Genomic DNA, 20,769 nt, shown 5'->3' on the forward strand with positions numbered 1-20,769 from the left:
GAGCGGCTTGCGACTAATGGATCCAAAACCAGAACAGGCCAAAACCCACCAATAGAAACGGCGCAAATGGCAGTTTAGTTGACGGTCCCGGAGCGAGATAGCCGAGGGCGTTTCTAAGCCCTTGACTCATAAGCGGCCATAGCCTGGGCGCCACCAGCAACCACAGCACATTGGCCACCGTGGCACCGATGAACGACCACAGCAGGTAGTTCATATCCGACCCCAGGCCCAGGGCGGCCAGGAGCTTCACATCCCCTGCACCCAGGCGGCCGAGGGCGTAACCCGGCAGGGTCAACAGCAGCGCCAGAAAAAACGCCCCCAGCCCATAGCTGCCTGGCGCCCCCAGCCAAGTGGTGCCGGTCCAAAGCAAATAGATCAGCGCCAGCAGCGCCGCCCCCAACGTCAGCCGATTGGCGATTTGACGCCGTCGAATATCCTGCACCGCACACAGCACCAACCAGAGCATCACCACCAGGCCTTGGATCACGTAAAAAACATCCCTTTTCGTCGATTGATTCTATGCTGATATCAAGTAGTAGCCGTCAGGGTAGTCGCGGTGATGAGAACAAGCCTCCCTAGAAAGCAGAAAGGTGCCGTGGCGATCGAGTTCGCCGCGGTCTTCGTGATTTTTTTCGCCGTGTTCTACGGGATGATCAGCTATAGCCTGCCGTTGCTGTTGTTGCAGTCGTTCAATCAAGCCACCGCCGAAGCCGTGCGCCTGAGTGTGGGCCTGGACCCCACTATGGCGGGCTACCAGAACGCGGTCATCACCACTGCCAAAAACACAGTGGTTACGCGCCTGCGATGGATCCCGAACACCTTCGGGTTCACCGCGGCGCAAGTCTCAGCGACCTTCGACGGCAATAGCGTTCTGACCGTACAGGTCAACTACCCCTCGGCCAATCTTCAAGCGGTGATGCCCTTTATCGTGCTGCCAGGACTGGGCACGGTGCCGCGCTTGCCGACCCTGCTGCAAGCCCAGTCGAGCCTGCAATTTTGACCCCTGGCGACAAACTCTTCGGGCGCCTGCTCGGCCGAAGCAGCGCACTGCCCATCGCGCCGGCCGCTGGCGCAGTCATTACAGGATTACAACTGCAACTGGACGATCAAGGTGTTGTGCTCGAGATCAGCGGTTCGCTGCGCCAGCAGTTGGCCCAGCACGATGACCCACCGTTGCTGCGAGACCTGTTGTGTGTTCATAGCGCGCTGGTGATTGAAGGCGTGCCGGCAGACTGGAAGCGCCACAGCCTGGACCTGGACTTCATCGGCATCGCCGGGCAAGTGCTGCATACCCGAGGCACGATTGAGGCCCATGACCACGGATGGCTGCTGCGCGCGCTAGACATCAGCGACCTGCTCGACAGCCGCCAACTGTTCCAGCAGCGTGAACAGAACCATCTACTGATCAGCCAGATGAGCGAGCAGTTGCGCGTGTGTAGCCTCTCCCGGTTGCCGGAGGTGCTCAACGAACAACTGCGTAGCGTCGCCCAGCGCTGGCGTGTCCCTTGTGTGGCCCTGGCCCTGCTCGATCAGCAGGAACAGGGCTGGATGATTTACAGCCAGTACACCGCCCATGACGCCCCCACGCTATGGCAAAACGGGCAACGGCTGGGCACCAGCCTGGACAGCGCCAATGGTAATGCCCCGCTGAACCTGGACATTTCCCACGGGCGCAATGAATACCCGCGCCTCGTCAGCGTATTCGGTAACACCGACGGCTTCCTGGTGCCGTATCGCGATGGCCAGGGCATTACCGCATGGCTGCTGTGTGGCTGCTACAACGGCCACCAGCAGAACAGCGAGCGAGACTGGCTGAACCTTTGCGCCGCCCTCGCTGCCCCACTGCTCAGCCGTCTGCGTGAGCAACATCACCACCAGCAACTGGAACGCCAGGACGCACTGCAAGGCCTGCTCGGTACCGGTTGGTGGGAGCTGTTGCCCGCCAGCGGCGAGATCCAGTTGGCGCCGCAATTAATCCTCAGCCTGAGCCTGGAAGACGGCCCGACCCAGCAAGCCCTGGGCACTTGGCTGAACCTGATCCACCCCGCCGACCGCCAGGAACTCAACAGCCGCCTGGGGGATTTGCAGGCCTTGGGCAAACCCTTGCTCACCAGCGTGCGCCTCAGCCGTGGAGAAGCCGCCCAACCGATCTGGTACCGCGTGCAGGGCCAGGTGCTGGGGGTGGGGGAAAACCGGCGCTGGATCGGCTTCATGCTCGATATCAGCGACATCAAGAACCAGCAATTGGAAGCCTCTGCCGCCCATGCCCGCCTGGATAATTTGATTGCCAGCTCACCTGCGGTGATCTACGTACAGCGCTACGTCAACGGAGCCCTGCACCCGGCATTTTTCAGCAGCAGTCTGCTGCCATTACTGGGCTGGACCCTCGCCGAATGCACCCACGAGACCCTGGCCTCGCTGATCCACCCCGAAGACCGCGACCTCTACTTCGAGCGCACACGTCATCTGCTGCGTGAAGGCAGCGTGCGCAGTCGCTACCGCGTGCGTGACAAACAAGGCAACTACCACTGGTTGCTCGACGAGGCCAAGTTGCTGCGCGACGACCTTGGCCTGCCGGTGGAAGCCGTCGGCCTGTGGCTCGACGTGACCGAGGCGACCCTGGCGGCGCAACAGGTCAAGGACAGCGAGGAACGCTACCGCATCCTCGTGGAAGACTCGCCGGCGATGATCTGCCGCTACCGCCCGGACCTGACCCTGACCTTCGGCAATACGCCACTGGCCAACTACCTGGAATGCACGCCAGCCCAGTTACCCGGGATCAACCTCAGCCAATGGCTGTCAGCCGAGCAACACAACGCCTTTGTGCAGCGAATCAGCCAACTGACCCCGGAGTTTCCGGTGAGCACCGCCGAAATCAGCCTGCAATTGCCAGGGCGTGAGCATGCCTGGTGGGTGTGGTCGGACCGGGGTGTGTTCGACGAGCACGGCCAGTTGCAGGAAATCCAGGCCGTGGGGCGCGACAACACCGAAGTGCGCCGCTCGCAGCAGCAACTGACCCAGAGCGCGAAAATGGCCACCCTGGGAGAAATGGCTACGGGCCTGGCGCATGAGATCAACCAGCCGCTGAACGTGATGCGCATGGCCATCGTCAATGTGCTCAAGCGCTTGAGTAACGGCGACGCACAGATCGACTACCTGACGGAAAAACTCCAGCGCATTGACGCACAGGTCCAGCGGGCGGCGCGGGTGGTGGACCATATGCGGGTGTTCGGCAGGCGCTCCGAAGTCGAGCAACAACCGTTCGACCCGGCGCAGGCACTGGAAGGCACGCTGTCGTTGCTCAATGAAGGACTGCGCGGTAAAGGGGTCGAACTGCGGGTCATGGCACCGGACTTCAGCGTGCAGGTGGTGGGTTATGCCGACCAGTTGGAGCAGGTGTTGATCAACTTGCTGGTGAATGCGCGCGATGCGTTGCTGAGCAAACGCCAAAACCAGCAAGGCTTCCAGCCATGGATCTCGGTGCACAGCGAACACGACAATCGCCACGTGCGGATATGGGTAGAGGACAACGGCGGCGGCATCGACCCGCGCCTGCTGGAGCGGATTTTCGAGCCGTTTTTCACCACCAAGCCGATCGGCGTGGGCACCGGTCTGGGCCTGTCAGTCAGCTACGGCATCGTGGAAAACATGGGCGGGCGACTAAGCGTCAGCAACAGCGACCAGGGTGCACGGTTTTGTGTGGAGCTGCCGATCGTCATCGGGGCTTAAATCACCAGGTAAGCTCCGCCCTTTTGGCCGCAGGTCAGGTTGGCGCCAACGTTTACGTTTACCAGGCTGATTCCCAGGGTATTCAGCAGCCTGTTCAGAATCGGGTCCAGCAGCGGCCCCAGCAGGTTGTCCACCACGGGCGTCACGATCGCCCCAACGCCACTGATCGCCGCCACCGCGCCCGACATCACTGTGCCCAGCGGGCTGTTGCCGACCGGTTGATAGGCCGTGATGCCAACACCATTGAGCGTGGTTGACAGGCTACTGACCACATTGGTCGACGGTGCGACCGCTTGATAGATGGTTGGCAGGTTCACATTGGGCGGAGCAGGAAACGGCGTGGTGCTGGAAAACACCAGGCTCTGATTGGTTGCACCAATCGGGCTTTGCACTTTGATGCCTATCCCGCCACCCGCAAACGGCACGCGGGGGTCACAGGTGCCGATCCCCAGGATCTTGTGGCAAGTCTTGGTACCGATATCAATCAGCGGCAGTGGCGAAACCACCATCGGCAAGGTGGAGGAGAACGCATTGGTGATACTGCCCACGTTCAGCGAGGCCAACGAGGTGCTGGTGTAAGCCGTTACGCTCTTGATACCGGTGGTACCTGTAGGGCAGGTATAGCCGGTCACATAGCTTTGGGCACCGCCGGCATCCAGCACGATATTGAGCGGCAACGCGCCGGGCAGTGCCAGCACATCCAACTGCTGGCAACCGGCGCCCAGCAGGCAAAGGGCCGAATTAATGGTGGTCACCAGGTTAAGGCTCAACAGGCCATTGATCACCGGGGTCAGCGGCCCCACTAGGTTACTCACCGCCGTGGTCAGCCCCGACAGAGAAGACAATATCGGCAAGCTGACCGTTACCTGGGTACGCACCTGGGCGGTACGCACGATAATCCCATTGGGCCCCAGCGGGTTGGCCGCCGCCAACACCGGATTGCCTACCGCCGACACCTGGGGCGGCTCGATGACTTTGATCTGCGTCGTGACATTGGCCAACCCCAGCACACTGACCGGCAAGGTGGCCGCCACCGCACTTTTGCTGCTGGACAGCTGCACCACGCCCTGGATCAGCTGAAAAAGCTGCACGTTGGCATTCAAGGCCGCAGCCGTGGTGCCCGTCTGCAATTGCAGGATCTGGCCGATACTCAGTGGTGCCTGATTGATCGCGGCGACTTTCAGGTTGCCCAAGGCGGTCAACACATCAGCGGTCGCGCCGTTGAGCGTCATTACGTTGATCGCGGCTTGAATCAACTGGGACGCTGTCACGTTGGTCGCGAGCAGTTGAGTGTAATTACCGGCAGACACGCCCAGATTTATCGCCAACTGGTCGAGGTAGCTCAACAGGTTGATGTTGGCACCGAGCAGCCCATTCCAGCCGGCCACCGAGACGGTGACGCTACCGCCGAGAAAACCGGTGAACAGCGGGTTCAACAGATTGATATTAGCGACGGTACTGTTGATGCTCAATTGAGCCACGGTCGGCATGGGCGAAGCCGCGACCGCCGTCGCCGACAAGGCCGTGTTGAGACTCAGCGGCGCCCCGGAGACCAGCGCCCAAATGCCACCGGCGATGCTGGTGGTCACCGGCTTGGTGACCACCACCTGCACCGCTGTCGACTGCGCCGGGTTGGCGGTGAACGTACGCATGCCCGTCGCGGCGGTGGTCAACGAGCCGCAGGTGGTCACGAGGGTATTGCCATTGCCCACCACAAAATTATTGCGCGCCACGCTCTGCCCGGCATAGGCCGCCGCCGTCAAACCCGGCAGGCAAGTACCTTTGCGGCCCACCGCCTCCAGCGCCGCCGTATCGGCCACGCCCTGCAATTTGCGCTTTTCCAAGTACAAACGCCCGCTGTCGACCACCAGCAACGTGCACACCAGCGCCAGCGCCAAAGTACCGACCGCTATCAAGCCTATTGCACCACGCTGGCCGTCACGAAATAGGGGAGACATCGAGCACTCCTGCTTCCTCTCCTGTGTTGTAGAAGAGTGTAGACAAGGGCTGAGGGGCTGCAGGCCAGTCGCCATGGGCAGGCGACTGGCGGAGGGCTGATCAGGAAATCAATGCGGCGGGTAGTTGGAAAGCACCTTGGTCACCGTCGCACGAATAGCCGCGTTGCGGTCCTGTGGCTCGGGGGTACTGGCGAGGATTTGCTCATCGCTGCCGCGCCACACCAGTTTGCCGTCCTTGCCGTCGAGCAAATCAATCTGGATGGTGGCCACCTTGTAGGTGATGTTGCGGGTTTCGTTGTACATCGGCGCGCCCCAGTAGCCATTCCACGGGCCGCCCCAGGCGCCGCCGTAGTTGGTGGTGACTTGTTGCTGACGGTCCTCGACGATCAGGTAAGTCTGCACATTCAGGTCAGCCTTGGTGCCCGGCGCCGCAGGGCGCAGGCCACGCTGGTCGAGCTGCTCGCCCACGGCCTGGCGGATGCGCTGTTCGGTGAGGTCACTCTTGATCCGCGGGTCATCCGGGCGGTATTGCAACGCCGGCTCTTTCCAGCTCCAGCTGCGGTACGCGCCAAAGTCCCGGCTGGCGTCGAAATCATGGTTGACCTGGCTGGTCTGGCAACCGCTCAGCAACACAACAACAGCAAGTGCAGCGATACGACGAAGCATGGTTTTTCTCCAAAAGACGAACTGAGCCTGAAATGAGAATAGCTGCTAACTGGGTGGGTAGGCAGTCATTGCCTTTTGCATCGCCTCACGCAGGGAATCGCCGCGTTCGCTGAGGCTGCCCTGGCTCGTGGTTTCGGCGCTGGTGCTCCATACCGGCTGGCGGGTGCGCGCGTCGAACAGGCTGATGCGCGCCACGGCCACCGTCACTTCATAGGTGCGTACCACCGGCACCGTGTTGTACATGCCGTAGCCGTTGCCGTTGCCGTAGCGGTTATAGCCGCCGTAACCGTAGCCATAGTCGTCCTGGACCTGGCGCAGGCGTTTTTCCAGGCGCACATCGGCGCTCACCAGCAGGTCGGGGGTGCGGTTGTCATGCAAGGGGCGCAGGCCGCGCTGGTCGAGGGCGCCGCTGACGGCCTCGGCAATCTGCGCCGAATCGGCCCAGGCCGAGCCCGCCGGTAGTTGGTTGTTGAGCCAGGCCCAACTGCGGTAGGCGCCATAGTCGCGCACCGGCGCCGGGTAGGCGCTGGCATCAAAGGTGTTGGCCGCCTGGGCAGGCGCCGGCGGCATCGGGGCGGACGCCGCCACATACGGGTTGTTGCTCTGGCAACCCGCCAGGCCCAGGCCCAGCAGGATCAGTCCAAGACAGCGCTTCATTTCGACCTCCGCAGACTGGGCCGCTTAAACCGGACGGCAGATCCAGTGCAAATAACGCCCAAGTCCGGCAAAGCTTGGGTGACGACGGTGTGCGAGCTCCATCTCCAACAAATCCTGCAACTCGGCGCGGGCCTGGAATTCCACCGGCATATAGTCGTGGAACACCCGCACGCCACTCTGGGTTTCGACCTGCCACAGGCCCTCTAGTTGCGTCGCCAATTCCCGTGGATCGAGGGGTTGTTGTGGCGTGAGGCTCTGCTTTTCGCCGGCCATGTCGTTCTTGCGCATTTTGCGGAAGTGGCCTTTGAGCAGGTTGCGGTAAATCAAGGCGTCGCGGTTGTAGAAGGCCAGGGACAGCCAGCCGCCGGGCGCGGTCAACTGGTGCAGCACCGGCAGGATCGCGTGGGGTTCGGCCAGCCATTCCAGCACGGCGTGGCACAGCACCAGGTCGTAGGGTTCGGTGAGCTGGCCGAGCAGGTCCTGCCAGGGCGCTTGAATGAAGGTGGCCGTTTGCCCGGCTTCGGCGAAACGCTGGCGCGCGCCTTCGAGCATCGGCTCGGCGGGCTCGGCCAGGGTCACGTCGTGGCCGCGCTCGGCCAGCCACAGCGACATATGGCCCAGCCCTGCGCCGATATCCAGTACCCGCAGCGGGCGGTCCGGCAGCGCTTCGATCAAATCGGCTTGCAGCACCGCCAGGCGAATCGCGCCCTTGGCACCGCCGTAGATCTTCTCGGCGAAACGGGTAGCAAGCTGGTCGAAATGACGGTCGCTCATTTGGCAAACCGCCGTTCGCTGTCAGCCAGTTTGGCCTGTACAACCTGATCCATGTCCAACCCCAATTCGCTGCACAACAGCAGCAGATACAGCACAATGTCACCCACTTCCTGGCCGGCGTGGGCGAGTTTGTCGGCGGGTAACTGGCGCGACTGGTCTTCGCTCAACCATTGGAAAATCTCCACCAGCTCGGCCATTTCGACGCTGGCGGCCATCGCCAGGTTCTTGGGGCTGTGGAACTGCTTCCAGTCGTTGGTATCGCGGATGCGGTGCAGGCGTTCGGTGAGGTGGTCGAGATTCATGGGGCGCTCCTGAAGGTGTATAGCTTCGGGCGCAAGCCGCGCGAAGGCAAGTGAATCCCTGTAACGCGTAAACCTCTATGCTAGAAGGGAACTAGGGTCAGGTAATAACGACCAAAGCCTCAGCTACGCCCACCTTTTCATCAGGACACACACATGCAGGTAGAAAGCTTTTTCGAATGGCTGGGCCAGGCGCTCGGTTCCGTCATCCGCTTTATCGTCGACGGGCTCAGTGGGTTGTTCAATGCGCTGACCCACGCGGGCGGGAATTTTATCGATGGGCTGTCACGCACGCTGGGCATGGACACCTCGATCATCAGCATCCTTACCCTGATCATCGGCCTGATGCTGCTGTACTCGGCGGTGCGCGCATTTATGCGGGCGTCGATCATCATGGGGATTATCTGGTTGATGCTGGGATTGTGGCTGTTGAGCTGGGTGGTGCGTTAATAAAGGGCCAGCAGGGTAAATCCCTTTAATTTGACGGACGTTTCCGAGACAATCTTTCAGCCTTGTGCCTGCCAGGACCGGTGGCTAGTCTTCGCTCCTTCACTGCATATCAGTGATCGGGTTTAGTCGCCCGAGTTCAGACAGGCGCATGTCTCCCATGAGGTTTTATGGTGGCTGTGCGCAGGGCACCTTCGGGTGCGCCGGAGTTTTCCTGTCTGACCGGTCGACTAACCTGCGTATAGCCGCCACCCTTCGTTTAGTCGCGACAGGGCCGGTTCCTTCTGCAGACAGGAGCTACACGATGAATAAGGTTGTCCCCGATCCGCCAAACGACCTCCTCAGCGACCGCGCCGCTTTCAATCGCGCCCTCGAACATTACCTGCCATCGCAGGGTTTCCACACCATCAACGAAGACCTGAGCTTCGAAGACTCCCTGCTCTACACCGCCAGCCTGCTGAGCAGCGCCTCGGCCACTGCGCTTGATTGCAGTGAGCTGCTGGAGAGCCCACAGCGGGCGAAGATCCTGGCCGTTTGGCACTTGCTGGAAATTGCCAAGACCACCGTCGACCGCTCCATCGAATGCCTGCACCCCCGCAAAACCTGACACTACGCGGTCAAAACTGTGGGAGCGGGCTTGCTCGCGAAGGCGGTGGATCAGCCAATACATCCGGCGACTGACACACCGCTTTCGCGAGCAAGCCCGCTCCCACATTGGATCTGCGGCGCAGCTAATGGACAGTTACACTACCGCTCCCCAAAGGAGCCCGCATGACTTCCCTGCTAACCGACTGGCGCGACCGCCCCACCCACCGCCGCGTGTGGGCCCTCGCCGCGCCGATGATCCTGTCGAACATCTCCGTGCCGCTGGTAGCGCTGGTAGACAGCATGGTCATCGGCCACCTGCCCCACGCCCATCAACTCGGAGCCGTGGCCGTCGGGGCCAGCCTGTACACCTTCCTCGCCTGGGCCATGGGCTTCCTGCGCATGGGCTCCACCGGTTTTGCCGCCCAGGCCGCCGGGCGCGGTGACGGCGCGGCGCTGAGGCAGATTCTGTTGCAGGGGCTGCTGCTGGCGCTGGGCCTCGCGATGTTGCTCGGCAGCATCGGCATTCCCTTAAGCGGTTTGGTGCTGGAGTGGATGCAGCCGTCCCCCGAGCTGAACCAGCTGACCCGCGAATTCTTCCATACCCGCCTCTTCGGCCTGCCCGCCGCACTGGCCAGCTACGCGCTGGTGGGCTGGTTCCTCGGCACCCAGAACGCCCGCGCACCGCTGGCGATTCTGCTGACCACCAACCTCGTCAACATCGCCCTCAACCTGTGGTTCGTCCTGGGTCTGGATTGGGGTGTGGTCGGCTCGGCCCGCGCATCGGTGATCGCCGAATGGACCGGCGCCCTGCTCGGCCTGGCCCTCACCCAAAAAGCCCTGCGCGCCTATCCCGGCCACATCGCCTGGGCGGCACTCAAGCTGTGGCAAAGCTGGCGCCCGCTGCTGGCGGTGAACCGCGATATCTTCATCCGCAGCCTGGCCCTGCAATCGGTGTTTTTCATGATTACCGTCCAAGGCGCGCGTCTGGGGGATGCCACCGTGGCGGCGAATGCGCTGCTGCTTAACGGATTACTGCTGACGGCTCATGCCCTGGACGGATTGGCCCACGCCGTGGAGGCGTTATGCGGCCACGCCATCGGCGCCCACGACCGCCAGGCCTTGCGCCGCTCGCTGGTGGTGGCCTGTGGTTGGTCGCTACTGGCCAGCGTCGGTTTCGCGATCCTGTTCGCCGTGTTCGGCCACTTGTTTATCGCGATGCAAACCGACATCCCGAGCGTGCGCGAAACCGCCGACATCTACCTGCCCTACCTCGCCGTACTGCCGTTGATTGCCGTGTGGAGCTACCTGCTGGACGGCCTGTTTATCGGCGCTACCCGCGCCCGGGAAATGCGCAATGGCATGCTGCTGACGGTGGTGATTGTGCTGCCCTTCGCCTGGGCATTGCAGAGCCTTGGCAACCACGGCTTGTGGATAACCTTCCTGCTGTTCATGGCCCTGCGCAGCCTCACGCTGTGGGCGATTGCCTGGCGCCTGAACAAGCAGGACCGCTGGCTCACTGGCCCGGCGTGAAGGTGATAAACGCCGTGACCCGGTCGAGCACTGGCGCCAGCCAGCGCAGTGGCCGGGACATCGACGCCACCAACGTGGCATGGCTGGTCTTGGCGAAGTAGAACTCCTCCACCGGCACGCCCGCCGCCCGCAGTTTGTTCGCCAAGCCGCCGGTGTTGCGCTTGGGGTTGACCAGGTTGTCGTCCACCGATGCAATCAACAGGCTCGGCGGTGCGTCATGGCTGACGTGATTGATGGGTTGGGAATCGGGCGGCGAATCCGGGTAAAAGAACACCGGGCGCACATCACGGTTTTCAATCGGCAGGAAATCATACGGCCCGGCGAGGCCGATCCAGCCCTTGAGCATGGACGGCGACAGGCCCACCGCCGCCAGTAATCGTGGATCCAGCGCCAGCATGGCCGCGTTATAAGCGCCGGAGCTGTGGCCCATCAGGTAAAGCTGCTTGGGGTCGGCGCCGTACTCGGCGATGTGTTGATGGGTCCAGGACACGGCTTTTGCACCATCCTGCAAAAACGCCGGGTAGCGCACTTGGGGATAAAGCCGGTAATCGGCAATCACCACCACGATTCCACGCGAAGCCAGGGCCTCGCCTACAAAACCGTAGTCATCCTTTGAGCCGCTGTTCCAGCTGCCGCCATAGAAAAACACCACGACGGGCGCGTTGGGCAAGGCGGTGACGGGACGGTAGATATCGAGTTTCTGGCGGGGGTCGTCGCCGTAGGCGATGGAGGAGGTTTTGGTGAAGGTGCTGGTGGGGGTGAGTGCGTTGAGCACTTTGATGGGCGAACAAGCCGCAAGAAGCGCGGCTATGGCCAGGGTGAGCGCTTGCAAGAGCTTTCTCGACATTATTCAGGCCCTATAAAAACTGCAGGACTTGCGGCGATCCAAATGTGGGAGCGGGCTTGCTCGCGAAGGCGGCGTGTCAGTCAATACATGGGCAAACTGATACACCGCCTTCGCGAGCAAGCCCGCTCCCACACTGGATCTCTGTCACTTTGAGATCTTTGTCAGCCTGGGAGCGGTGTACTTACGAGGACAGGTACGACGAACGAGTCAGGCCCAATCGCAACGCATCCAGGAACTGAGTCCGCTCCGCCGCCGTGATCTTCGCGCTGGCGCACTTGTCACGGTAGTGAGTCATCAACTCTTCCGGCGACAAGTGCACGTAGCGCAGCATGTCTTCGATGGTGTCGTGGGTCTCGATCCCGGCGCTGTACACCGAACCGTCTTCACGCTGGTAGATGTTCACCGAGTCGGTGTCACCGAACAGGTTGTGCATGTCGCCCAAAATTTCCTGGTAGGCACCCACCAGGAAGATGCCCAGCAAGTAATCTTCACCCTCGTTCACCGCGTGCACCGGCAGGCTGGTCTCGATGCTTTGCTCATCCACGTACTGCTTGATCTTGCCGTCGGAGTCGCAGGTCAGGTCTTGCAGCACGGCACGGCGCAGCGGCTCTTCGTCGAGGCGATGCAGCGGCAGGATCGGCAGTACCTGGCCGATGGCCCAGGTGTCCGGCAGGCTCTGGAATACCGAGAAGTTGCAGATGTACTTGTCGGCCAGCTTGTCGTTGAGTTCGTCCAGCACCTGGCGATGGGAGCGCTGGCGCGCCTTCAACGAGTTGTGCAGGCGGCGGCACACGGCGAAGTAGCACTGCTCGGCCAGGGCCTTTTCGGCGAGGGTCATTTTGCCGTCAGCGTACTGGGTGGCCACATCGCTCATGTAGTGCGTGGCGCGCCAGTAGGTTTCGGTGACCATTTCAATGTCGGTCGGGCCCAGCAGGTCCACCAGCCATTGCACGGTTTCCGGCAGGCTTTCCTTGTTTTCGATCACCGGCACGTCGTCGTTGTGTTTCTCGACGTCGGTCACTTGCACCACCAGCATGGCGTGGTGGGCGGTCAGGGAACGGCCGCTCTCGGAGAAGATGTTCGGGTGCGGCAGGCTCTGCGCGTCGCAGAATTCCTTGAGCATGCCCACGACCACGCCGGCGTAGTCGTCCATGTCGTAGTTGATGGAACTGGCGTTACGCGAGTGGGTACCGTCGTAGTCCACACCCAGGCCGCCGCCCACGTCGATGTGGTCCACCGGCAGGCCGAGGTTGCGCAGTTCGCCGTAGTAACGAATGGCTTCCTTGAACCCGTGCTGGTAGTCGGCCAGGTTGGCGATCTGCGAACCCATGTGGAAGTGCAGTAGGCGGATGCCCTGGTCCAGGCCCGCCGCGCGGAAGCGCTCGACCACAGACAACAGTTGCGCCGCCGACAAACCGAATTTGGATTTCTCGCCGCCGGTGTCCGCCCACTTGCTCGACGCCAGGGACGACAGGCGAACTCGCAGGCCCACCTGTGGCTTGACCTTGAGGTTGGCGGCTTCTTCGATCACCAGGCCGACTTCGGATTCTTTCTCGATCACGATAAATACGTTGTGGCCAAGCTTCTGGCCCATCAGCGCAAGGCGGATGAACTCACGGTCTTTGTAACCGTTGCAGACGATGGTGCCGCCTTTCGGCGCCAGGGCAAGCACGGCCAGCAGCTCCGGCTTGGAGCCGGCTTCCAGGCCAATGGACACATCCTGGGTGGCAATGATGTTCTCGATCACCGCTTCCTGCTGGTTCACCTTGATCGGGTACAGCGCGGTGTATTTGCTCTGGTATTCCAGGCGCTCGATATTCGCGTCGAAGGCACCGGTCAGTTGGCGCACGCGGTCTTGCAGGATGTCGGGGAAGCGCACCAGCAACGGCAGGGACAGGCCGCTTTTACGCAGCTGGTCTACTTGCTCGTACAGGTCGACAGGCGTGCTGTTCGGACCGTTCGGACGGACTTCAACGCGACCGGCATCATTGATCGCGAAATACCCGGCCCCCCAATGGCGAATCCCGTAAACACTGCGGCTGTCCGCAACTGTCCATTGGCTGCCATCGTCTTTGCGTGTGCGTCGTACGGACATCGAAGTCCCCTATAAATGAAGTCGAAGTGCACCGGCCTGATCAGAGGCTGGCGCAGTCTAAAGAATGAAAATGACGATTTGCCTGTGAGAGGGGTAGACCCCACTTGCAGGACAGAGTTTAGACACCGGTCAGGAACAGGCTCTGTGAAAACCATGGAGACGACAGTTTGCGTTCAGCAAGCGGGTCATCGGGGTGGTTTTCACAGAGGCTGCTAACCGCCGGATTTCTTCGCCTTGTAACCCAGCTTGATCAGCTCGGCCAACAGCAACTCGACGTGGTCGCCCTGAATCTCGATGATGCCGTCTTTCAAGGCGCCACCGGTGCCACAGCGCTTTTTCAGCGTCGTGGCCAACTCCTTCAGAGCTTCTTCGGCCAGGGGCACGCCGGTGATGGTGGTCACCGTCTTGCCGCCACGGCCCTTGCTCTCGCGACGGACGCGGGCAATACCATCGCCTTCGGGAATCAGGGTTGTTTTGCAGGTACACGCGTCCACGGGCTGGCGACAGTCCGGGCAGTGTCGACCTGCGTCGGTGGAAAATACCAGGCCACCAAGGGCAGCGAAGGATGCGGCTTTTTTGGCCACCGGCAATCCTCTTGGGAGGACAAAGACTGATCGATGGGATCATCGACCGCGAAGCCCCACTCAGGCAGGGGCAGCGCTACTGAGCCGCAGATATTCAAACCACTGTAGGAGCGAGCTTGCTCGCGAAGGTCGTCAACGATTACGCGGGCATTCAGACAGCACGCGTCGTGCTTACGTTTTTCGCGAGCAAGCTCGCTCCTACAGGGTGGAACAACAGCGGTTCAGCCTGAAAAGTCGCGCAGTGTAACGGCAAAAAGGCCCCTTGCTAAGAGCCAAATGGCGCCAATTTATGCAACTTTAGCGACGCAGGGCCAAATAACGACGTAGCCCTTCCTGTGCATCCGGGCAATAGGGCTTTTGTTCGGCCTCTTGCAACACCGTCGCCAGTGGCAGAAAGCGCGCTTCCATGACTTCTTCCGGCTGGATCCGCAACGGCCCGTCCCACACGGCCGAGAACGAGGTGCACCAGAGCCGGCTGTCGCCGTCTTCGAAGTAGAAGTGGTCGTGCGGGGTCAATTCGACGCCGCTTACTCCCAATTCCTCTTCCAGCTCCCGAGCCGCCGACTCGGCGTAGGACTCGTGGGCCGCCACCATGCCGCCCGCCGCCGTGTCCCAGAACCCCGGGTACATGGCTTTGCTCAGGGTGCGCCGGTGCACACACAGCTCACCGGCAGAGTTGAACAGGAAGATAAAGGTGCAGCGCCCGATCAGCCCGCGCTGGCGCAGGTCGGAACGCACCAGGCTGCCGAGCAGGTTGTCCTGCTCGTCGACCCAGGCAATCAGTTCGGCGTCGGAGGCCGCGCGGTGCGCAGCCTCCCGGGTGGAAGCGTCCATCATCAACCTTGGTTAAGCAGCTGACGCAAGTCGATCACTGCAGCGTTGGCCCGGGAAATGTAGTTGGCCATGACCAGCGAATGGTTGGCGAGGACGCCAAAGCCACTGCCGTTGAGAATCATCGGGCTCCATACCGGCTCCTGCGAGGCTTCCAGCTCACGAATGATCTGGCGCACGCTGACGGTGGCGTTCTTCTTGGCCAGCACGTCGGCGAAGTCGACTTCGATGGCACGCAGCAGGTGGGACAAGGCCCAGGCCTGGCCGCGGGCTTCGTAGAACACGTTGTCGATCTGCATCCATGGGGTTTCCACCACTTCTTCGTCGACCTGCGGCACTTCACCCGGCGCCAGCGCTTCGGTTTTCAGCGCGGTGTTGAGCTTGACCCGGCCCACGCTGGCCGACAGCCGTTGCGACAGCGAACCCAAACGGGTCGCCACATCACCCAGCCAGTTGTTCAGGTTGTCGGCACGCGCATAGAACAGCGCGCCGCGCTGATTCGGGTCGGACAAACGCGCTTCGTAGCGGCTCAGGGAATTGATGCCTTCCTGGTATTCCGACTCGCTGGACGGCAGCACCCAGCTCTTGTTGTCGAAGTTGAAACGCGGTTCGGCCTTGGCCAGGTCCGCGTCTTCCGCCGACTGCGACTGGGAACGGGCGAAGTCTTTGCGCAAGGCACGGGTCAGGTCACGCACCTGCACCAGCACGCCGTATTCCCAGCTCGGCATGTTGTCCATCCACAGGCCCGGCGGGAAACGGTCGTTGGAAATGTAGCCACCCGGCTTATTCAGCAAAGTGCCCACCACGGTCTTGAGGGTTTCGACGGTGGTGAAGCCCACCACCATCTGCTTGCCTTCCTTCTCGGCGGCAATCTGCGCGTTCTGCTGAACCGGGAACAATGCAGGCTCTTCGCTCCAGTACCACCCCAGGGCACCGGTGACCAACAGATACAACGCAACCAGCGAGAGCAACGCACGGCTCATCAGCATGTTACGGAAATAGCTGCGGGGGGCCGACTTGGTTTCAGGGGCCGGGCCCTTTGCACTGCCTGCGCGGTTTTTCCAGTCCAGCATGGCGATATCCTTTCAATCACTTGAGTTCAATAGCTACGACCACAACCCTACCCCATCGTGCCGAGCCGTGCGGCGCTTTTAGTCAGGGTGGCGCTTGTGCGCGGCTCGACTATAAAGGATGCACGCTGTTTACGCCCGCGCGACTGCAGGGTCGGTAAATGAATATCCAAGACCTCGCAGTTAATTGACGTATGACACTCGTGCAACGGAAAAGAGGTGCTAGCATAGAGCCATCAGTTCGACCTCAGCATGCAGCCTAACTAGTAGTCAGGATATGACCGAGCCAGAAGACCCCAGCCGTGAGCGTCTCAAGCACCATTTTGCCCAGCGTGTAATTCATCAGGCACGTCAAATTCTTGAGATCTGGCAGCGCCTGCAACGCAGCGAATGGTCGACCGCCGACTTGACCGAACTCGGCGAGGCCAACCTGCGCCTGCTGCGTTTTGCCGAACGCTTCGAGCAGCCGGAACATGGCCAGTTGGCACACCAGATCGGCGCTTCACTCAAGGCGGTGGACGATAACCGCGGCCGCCTGAGCAGCCATCTGATCACCGAACTCAACCGTCTGATGCAGCGCCTGTCGCGCACTGGCCTGCGCCAGGGCGATCAGTTGGAGCAAACCCTCCTGCCACCGATGCGCAAGCCGATCTACGTGATGCTCGCCGATCACGATCGCGCCGAGCGCCTGGCCAAGCAGTTGGAATTTTTCGGCTTGAGCGCGCAGTCCCTCGACAGCGTTGCAGCATTTCGCTCATCGATGGCCGAGCGCTTGCCGGCAGCCATCGTGATGGATGTGGATTTCTGCGGCACCGGCCTGGGCCTGAAGCTTGCGGCCGAAGCCCAGGAAGGCCTGGAGCAAAAACTGCCGCTGCTGTTTTTCAGCCTGCACGAAACCGATACACCCACTCGCCTGGCCGCCGTGCGCGCCGGCGGCCAGGAGTTCCTCACCGGAACCCTGGAGGCCTCGAGCCTGCTGGAAAAAATCGAAGTGCTGACCTGCGTCGCCCAGTACGAACCTTATAAAGTGCTGATCATCGACGACTCGCGGGCCCAGGCGATGCACACCGAGCGCCTGCTCAACAGCGCCGGCATCGTCACCCGCACGCTGATCGAACCGATCCAGGCCATGGCCGAGCTGGCGGATTTCCAGCCGGACCTGATCATCCTCGACATGTATATGCCGGCCTGCACCGGTACCGAACTGGCCAAGGTGATCCGCCACAACGACCGCTACGTCAGCGTGCCGATCATCTACCTCTCGGCCGAAGACGACCTGGACAAGCAACTGGACGCCATGAGCGAAGGCGGCGACGACTTCCTCACCAAGCCGATCAAGCCCCGACACCTGATCACCACCGTGCGCAACCGTGCGGCGCGGGCGCGCAACCTCAAGGCGCGGATGGTGCGCGACAGCCTCACCGGGCTGTACAACCACACCCACATCCTGCAATTGCTCGAAGACTGCAGCTTCCGTGCGCGGCGCGAGAGCAAACCGCTGAGCTTTGCGATGCTCGACATCGACCACTTCAAGCGGGTCAACGACAGCCACGGGCACCCCATGGGCGACCGGGTAATCAAGAGCCTCGCGCTGTTTCTCAAGCAGCGCCTGCGCAAGACCGACTATATAGGCCGTTACGGCGGTGAAGAATTTGCCATCGTGATGCCCGACACCGATCTCGACTCGGCCTGCAAAGTGCTCGACGAAATCCGTGGGCGCTTTGCCGAGATTCACTACCCCGCCCAGCCGCAGGATTTGTGGTGCACCTTCAGCGCCGGCGTGGTGGAGCTGTGTGATGGCTCCGACAGCCTGATGATGGCAGCCCAGGCCGACGAGGCGCTGTACCGCGCCAAGGATGCAGGGCGTAACCGGGTGATGTCGGCGCGCGCATCAAAGCAAAGTGCCACCTTTTCACCAGAATCCACCGAATCCGTCATAACTCTGTAATGGAAACGCAATAACTTCAGGCACTTACTTCTGTTGTCGGTTGAAACCACGCATGCGCCTGAAGCTGCTGACGAATCTGAACACCCTCCTTCTGGTCGCCGTTTGCCTGGCCTTGGGCGCGACGCTCTGGTGGTCGCAACGCGCCCTGGAACGGCCTTACCTGTTGATGGAGCGCTACCTGGGCCTGTCGCAGACCTTTCAAAACCAGGCCGCGCGCAATATCGACGATTACCTCGCCAGCGGCGACGCCCTGCGCCTGAGCAGCGCCAGCCAGAGCCTGGAAAATCTGTTGCAGCATCTGGATGAACTGCCGGCAGACCTGGCGCAAAACCTGCGCCCCAGCCTGGTAGACCTGGATACCTTCAGCAAGACCGACCTGCTGGCCGCCGGCAAGCTGGCGGGCGACCCGCAAGCCTTGCTGCTGCAAGCCGAACGCGAACTCGGCGCCAATCTGGAGCAACTGAACCAGTACGCCAGCGGCGTCACCTCCCCCGACGCCGCGCGTTATCTGCCGCCGTTGCTCGCGGCGTCCCAGCACCTGGCCAAACTCTCCCTGGCCCGGGACAAGCTGGTGAGCAGCGGGCGCAGCGAACTGGCCGACGACGTGGAGCGCGAAGTCAGCAATATCCGCAGCCAGGCTGACGTGCTGGGGCAACTGCCATTACTGGGGGTGACCGCCAGCAGCGAGTCCAATACCGACGACTTCTCGGCCATGATGGGCCTGGAAAACGCTGAAAAAACCGTAGCCCAGGACACCGGCGTCGACCTCAAGCGCGAACTTAACAGCCTGCTGACCCGCTACCCCGCCGAGCTGAAACGCACCCGCGAGCAAATCCAGCAACGTACCGAACTGGCCACCAGCACCCACCTGAAAATCAACGCCGTGCAGCAAGCCATCGCCGGGCTGGAGCCGGTGGTGCGGGCCCAGCATGCGCAGATCCAGGGCGAAGTGCGGTTGATGCAAGGCGTCATGATCGGCCTGATCTTGCTGATCGCGCTGTTGATCGACACCTTGCAACGGCGCCTGGCTCGGGTGCTGACCAACCTGGCGCCGGCCTTGTCCACGTGGGCCGAAGGCAACTTCAGCCAGCCCATTGCCTTGGGCAAGACCAACCGCGAACTTCACGATATCGAGGAGTCCCTGAACCGCCTGCGCGCTTATCTGGTGGACCTAGTGGGCACCATTCGCGGCAACGCCGAGCAAGTGGCCGGCAGCAGCAGCGCCCTGGCGGAATTGAGCAATGGCATGCACGACGGCGCCGAGCGCCAGGCCGGTGACACCGCGCAGATTCGCGATTCCCTGGGTGAACTCGAAGCCACTATCCAGCAGGTTGCTGGCGACGCCAGCCAGGCCGCCGAGGCCAGCCGCAGCGCAGGCCAAGCCGTGGAACAGGGCCAACGGGTGATCGGCCTGAGCCTCACCGGGTTGCACGCATTGGTCGGCGAAGTGCAGATAAATGCGCAGATGATCGAGAAACTCGCCGAGGAGTCCGCAACCATCGGCGGCGTACTCACGGTGATTCGCTCAATTGCCGACCAGACCAACCTGCTGGCGCTGAACGCCGCCATCGAGGCCGCGCGGGCCGGTGAAGCCGGGCGCGGGTTCGCCGTGGTGGCCGATGAAGTGCGCTCCCTGGCCCAGCGCACCGCCGGCGCCACCGCTGAAATCCAGCACCTGATCGCCGGCCTGCAAACCGCCGCCCGGCAATCGGTGGAAGGCATGCGCGCCCAGGTCGAACACGCAGAAGCCACCGCCGAGCAAGCCCAGGCGGCTGACGGCGCGCTGGATGAAATCGTCGGCGCGATCCAGACCATTTCCGACACTGCGGTACGGATTGCCGATGTCACCGCCCAGCAAAGTGGCGCCGTGAGCGAAATCCGCGACAACAGTGAGCGAATTCACCAACTGGGTGAGGACAACTTGCTGCGAATTGGCCAGGGACGCAGCCAGGGAGAACACTTGCTGGTACTTGGCGGGCAACTCAACACTGCCGTACAGGCATTCCGCGTCTAACCGGCTCTCCCGCCTTGTGAAGATCAAAATGTGGGAGCGGGCTTGCTCGCGAAGGCGGTGCACCGGCCAACGCATGTGGCGGCTGAACCACCGCCTTCGCGAGCAAGCCCGCTCCCACACTGACCGGATTCAGGCTTGCGGTCACATATTTTGCGCAATCCTCGCTAATCGTGCTGCCTACTGCATAGAACTGGACAGTCACAAAGCCTTTGCGGCATAGTCGCCGGGTTCTACCGTGCCCACATCAATAACAAGGAACAGCCGATGGCGACCTTACTGGTTCTTCACGGACCCAACCTGAACCTGCTCGGCACCCGCGAACCGGGCGTCTACGGGTCAGTGACCCTCGAACAGATCAACCTCGATCTGGAACGACGGGCACGTGATGCCGGCCACCATCTGCTCTACCTGCAAAGCAATGCCGAGTACGAACTGATTGATCGTATCCATGCCGCGCGCAGCGAAGGCGTGGACTTTATCCTGATCAATCCCGCCGCTTTTACGCACACAAGCGTTGCATTACGTGACGCGCTGCTGGCGGTGAGCATCCCATTCATCGAAGTGCATTTATCGAACGTGCACAAACGCGAACCTTTCCGCCATCACTCTTACTTCTCCGACGTTGCGGTAGGAGTGATCTGCGGCCTTGGCGCCAGCGGTTACCGACTGGCCCTGGAGGCCGCCCTGGAACAGCTTGAAGACACGGCCAAGCGCCCCTGACCGACCCTTTGG

The 20,769-nt window shown here is 61.8% G+C and carries 18 protein-coding genes and 1 pseudogene; 8 read left to right on the forward strand and 11 right to left on the reverse strand.

Annotation, left to right across the window (positions count from 1 at the left end; translation table 11 throughout):
- Positions 1-13: 13 nt before the first annotated feature.
- Positions 14-484 carry a prepilin peptidase gene (locus AU074_RS31055; protein ID WP_076018078.1) on the reverse strand — a complete coding sequence of 157 codons (471 nt, stop codon included), beginning with the start codon at positions 482-484 and terminating at the stop codon, positions 14-16.
- A 75-nt stretch (positions 485-559) separates the two neighbouring features.
- On the opposite strand from AU074_RS31055, the gene AU074_RS31060 reads away from it, so the two are divergent.
- Positions 560-1,000 (forward strand): TadE/TadG family type IV pilus assembly protein, encoded by a 441-nt coding sequence (locus AU074_RS31060; RefSeq protein WP_076017962.1) that lies wholly within the window; start codon positions 560-562, stop codon positions 998-1,000.
- Positions 997-3,729, forward strand: a complete 2,733-nt coding sequence (locus AU074_RS31065; protein WP_076017963.1) for a PAS domain-containing sensor histidine kinase — start codon at positions 997-999, stop codon at positions 3,727-3,729. Before AU074_RS31060 ends, AU074_RS31065 begins: the two co-directional genes overlap by 4 nt.
- On the opposite strand, the gene AU074_RS31070 is transcribed toward AU074_RS31065, so the two are convergent.
- The 5 genes from AU074_RS31070 to AU074_RS31090 form a co-directional block, all read right to left on the reverse strand.
- Positions 3,726-5,687 (reverse strand): pilus assembly protein TadG-related protein, encoded by a 1,962-nt coding sequence (locus AU074_RS31070; protein ID WP_076017964.1) that lies wholly within the window; start codon positions 5,685-5,687, stop codon positions 3,726-3,728. The two genes, AU074_RS31065 and AU074_RS31070, sit on opposite strands and share 4 nt — an antisense overlap.
- 108 nt (positions 5,688-5,795) lie before the next feature.
- Complete coding sequence (locus AU074_RS31075; RefSeq protein WP_076017965.1) at positions 5,796-6,353, reverse strand: DUF4136 domain-containing protein; 558 nt, start codon at positions 6,351-6,353, stop codon at positions 5,796-5,798.
- A 45-nt stretch (positions 6,354-6,398) separates the two neighbouring features.
- On the reverse strand, positions 6,399-7,010 hold the full coding sequence (locus AU074_RS31080; protein ID WP_076017966.1) for a DUF4136 domain-containing protein: 612 nt from the start codon (positions 7,008-7,010) through the stop codon (positions 6,399-6,401).
- Between the two features lie 24 nt (positions 7,011-7,034).
- Positions 7,035-7,784 carry a methyltransferase domain-containing protein gene (locus tag AU074_RS31085; RefSeq protein ID WP_076017967.1) on the reverse strand — a complete coding sequence of 250 codons (750 nt, stop codon included), beginning with the start codon at positions 7,782-7,784 and terminating at the stop codon, positions 7,035-7,037.
- Entirely contained in the window at positions 7,781-8,086 is a 306-nt protein-coding gene (locus tag AU074_RS31090) for a MazG-like family protein (RefSeq protein WP_017478435.1), read from the reverse strand. Before AU074_RS31090 ends, AU074_RS31085 begins: the two co-directional genes overlap by 4 nt.
- Before the next feature lie 153 nt (positions 8,087-8,239).
- Here AU074_RS31090 and AU074_RS31095 point away from each other — a divergent pair, with 153 nt between their 5' ends.
- From AU074_RS31095 to AU074_RS31105, 3 genes are all read left to right on the forward strand, one after another.
- Positions 8,240-8,533 carry a hypothetical protein gene (locus AU074_RS31095; protein ID WP_076017968.1) on the forward strand — a complete coding sequence of 98 codons (294 nt, stop codon included), beginning with the start codon at positions 8,240-8,242 and terminating at the stop codon, positions 8,531-8,533.
- A gap of 301 nt (positions 8,534-8,834) precedes the next feature.
- Positions 8,835-9,137 (forward strand): DUF6124 family protein, encoded by a 303-nt coding sequence (locus tag AU074_RS31100; protein ID WP_076017969.1) that lies wholly within the window; start codon positions 8,835-8,837, stop codon positions 9,135-9,137.
- 164 nt (positions 9,138-9,301) lie between these two features.
- Positions 9,302-10,648, forward strand: coding sequence for an MATE family efflux transporter (locus AU074_RS31105; protein WP_076017970.1), 1,347 nt, complete (start codon positions 9,302-9,304; stop codon positions 10,646-10,648).
- Here the strand turns inward: AU074_RS31105 and AU074_RS31110 are convergent.
- The 5 genes from AU074_RS31110 to AU074_RS31130 form a co-directional block, all read right to left on the reverse strand.
- Positions 10,632-11,495: an alpha/beta hydrolase gene (locus AU074_RS31110; RefSeq protein ID WP_076017971.1), complete on the reverse strand. Its 864-nt coding sequence runs from the start codon at positions 11,493-11,495 to the stop codon at positions 10,632-10,634. The two genes, AU074_RS31105 and AU074_RS31110, sit on opposite strands and share 17 nt — an antisense overlap.
- 181 nt (positions 11,496-11,676) lie before the next feature.
- Positions 11,677-13,590 (reverse strand): arginine decarboxylase, encoded by a 1,914-nt coding sequence (speA, locus tag AU074_RS31115; protein ID WP_076017972.1) that lies wholly within the window; start codon positions 13,588-13,590, stop codon positions 11,677-11,679.
- A gap of 212 nt (positions 13,591-13,802) precedes the next feature.
- Positions 13,803-14,174, reverse strand: a complete 372-nt coding sequence (locus tag AU074_RS31120) for a translation initiation factor Sui1 (RefSeq protein WP_076017973.1) — start codon at positions 14,172-14,174, stop codon at positions 13,803-13,805.
- 297 nt (positions 14,175-14,471) lie between these two features.
- The gene (locus tag AU074_RS31125) at positions 14,472-15,008 is read right to left on the reverse strand and encodes an NUDIX hydrolase (protein WP_076017974.1); all 537 of its coding nucleotides are present in this window, start codon (positions 15,006-15,008) and stop codon (positions 14,472-14,474) included.
- A gap of 2 nt (positions 15,009-15,010) precedes the next feature.
- Complete coding sequence (locus AU074_RS31130) at positions 15,011-16,078, reverse strand: DUF2333 family protein (protein ID WP_076017975.1); 1,068 nt, start codon at positions 16,076-16,078, stop codon at positions 15,011-15,013.
- Positions 16,079-16,352: 274 nt separating this feature from the next.
- Between AU074_RS31130 and AU074_RS31135 the strand changes: the two genes are divergently transcribed.
- From AU074_RS31135 to aroQ, 3 genes and pseudogenes are all read left to right on the forward strand, one after another.
- The gene (locus AU074_RS31135) at positions 16,353-18,023 is read left to right on the forward strand and encodes a PleD family two-component system response regulator (RefSeq protein ID WP_076017976.1); all 1,671 of its coding nucleotides are present in this window, start codon (positions 16,353-16,355) and stop codon (positions 18,021-18,023) included.
- A 1,519-nt stretch (positions 18,024-19,542) separates the two neighbouring features.
- Positions 19,543-20,037, forward strand: a pseudogene (locus AU074_RS35035) (methyl-accepting chemotaxis protein); the annotation flags it as partial.
- 264 nt (positions 20,038-20,301) lie between these two features.
- Positions 20,302-20,757 carry a type II 3-dehydroquinate dehydratase gene (aroQ, locus tag AU074_RS31145; protein ID WP_017478426.1) on the forward strand — a complete coding sequence of 152 codons (456 nt, stop codon included), beginning with the start codon at positions 20,302-20,304 and terminating at the stop codon, positions 20,755-20,757.
- Positions 20,758-20,769 lie beyond the last annotated feature (12 nt).

Source organism: Pseudomonas sp. ATCC PTA-122608 (assembly GCF_001952855.1).
Lineage (GTDB): Bacteria > Pseudomonadota > Gammaproteobacteria > Pseudomonadales > Pseudomonadaceae > Aquipseudomonas.

What these genes read in the sequence shown, in the direction of transcription:
- AU074_RS31060 (WP_076017962.1), top strand. Translation starts at nt 560, where the DNA reads ATGAGAACAAGCCTCCCTAGAAAGCAGAAAGGTGCCGTGGCGATCGAG.
- AU074_RS31100 (WP_076017969.1), top strand. Translation starts at nt 8,835, where the DNA reads ATGAATAAGGTTGTCCCCGATCCGCCAAACGACCTCCTCAGCGACCGC.
- AU074_RS31070 (WP_076017964.1), bottom strand. Translation starts at nt 5,687, where the DNA reads ATGTCTCCCCTATTTCGTGACGGCCAGCGTGGTGCAATAGGCTTGATA.
- AU074_RS31080 (WP_076017966.1), bottom strand. Translation starts at nt 7,010, where the DNA reads ATGAAGCGCTGTCTTGGACTGATCCTGCTGGGCCTGGGCCTGGCGGGT.
- AU074_RS31075 (WP_076017965.1), bottom strand. Translation starts at nt 6,353, where the DNA reads ATGCTTCGTCGTATCGCTGCACTTGCTGTTGTTGTGTTGCTGAGCGGT.
- AU074_RS31105 (WP_076017970.1), top strand. Translation starts at nt 9,302, where the DNA reads ATGACTTCCCTGCTAACCGACTGGCGCGACCGCCCCACCCACCGCCGC.
- AU074_RS31135 (WP_076017976.1), top strand. Translation starts at nt 16,353, where the DNA reads ATGACCGAGCCAGAAGACCCCAGCCGTGAGCGTCTCAAGCACCATTTT.
- AU074_RS31085 (WP_076017967.1), bottom strand. Translation starts at nt 7,784, where the DNA reads ATGAGCGACCGTCATTTCGACCAGCTTGCTACCCGTTTCGCCGAGAAG.
- aroQ (WP_017478426.1), top strand. Translation starts at nt 20,302, where the DNA reads ATGGCGACCTTACTGGTTCTTCACGGACCCAACCTGAACCTGCTCGGC.
- AU074_RS31095 (WP_076017968.1), top strand. Translation starts at nt 8,240, where the DNA reads ATGCAGGTAGAAAGCTTTTTCGAATGGCTGGGCCAGGCGCTCGGTTCC.
- AU074_RS31125 (WP_076017974.1), bottom strand. Translation starts at nt 15,008, where the DNA reads ATGGACGCTTCCACCCGGGAGGCTGCGCACCGCGCGGCCTCCGACGCC.
- AU074_RS31110 (WP_076017971.1), bottom strand. Translation starts at nt 11,495, where the DNA reads ATGTCGAGAAAGCTCTTGCAAGCGCTCACCCTGGCCATAGCCGCGCTT.
- AU074_RS31090 (WP_017478435.1), bottom strand. Translation starts at nt 8,086, where the DNA reads ATGAATCTCGACCACCTCACCGAACGCCTGCACCGCATCCGCGATACC.
- speA (WP_076017972.1), bottom strand. Translation starts at nt 13,590, where the DNA reads ATGTCCGTACGACGCACACGCAAAGACGATGGCAGCCAATGGACAGTT.
- AU074_RS31130 (WP_076017975.1), bottom strand. Translation starts at nt 16,078, where the DNA reads ATGCTGGACTGGAAAAACCGCGCAGGCAGTGCAAAGGGCCCGGCCCCT.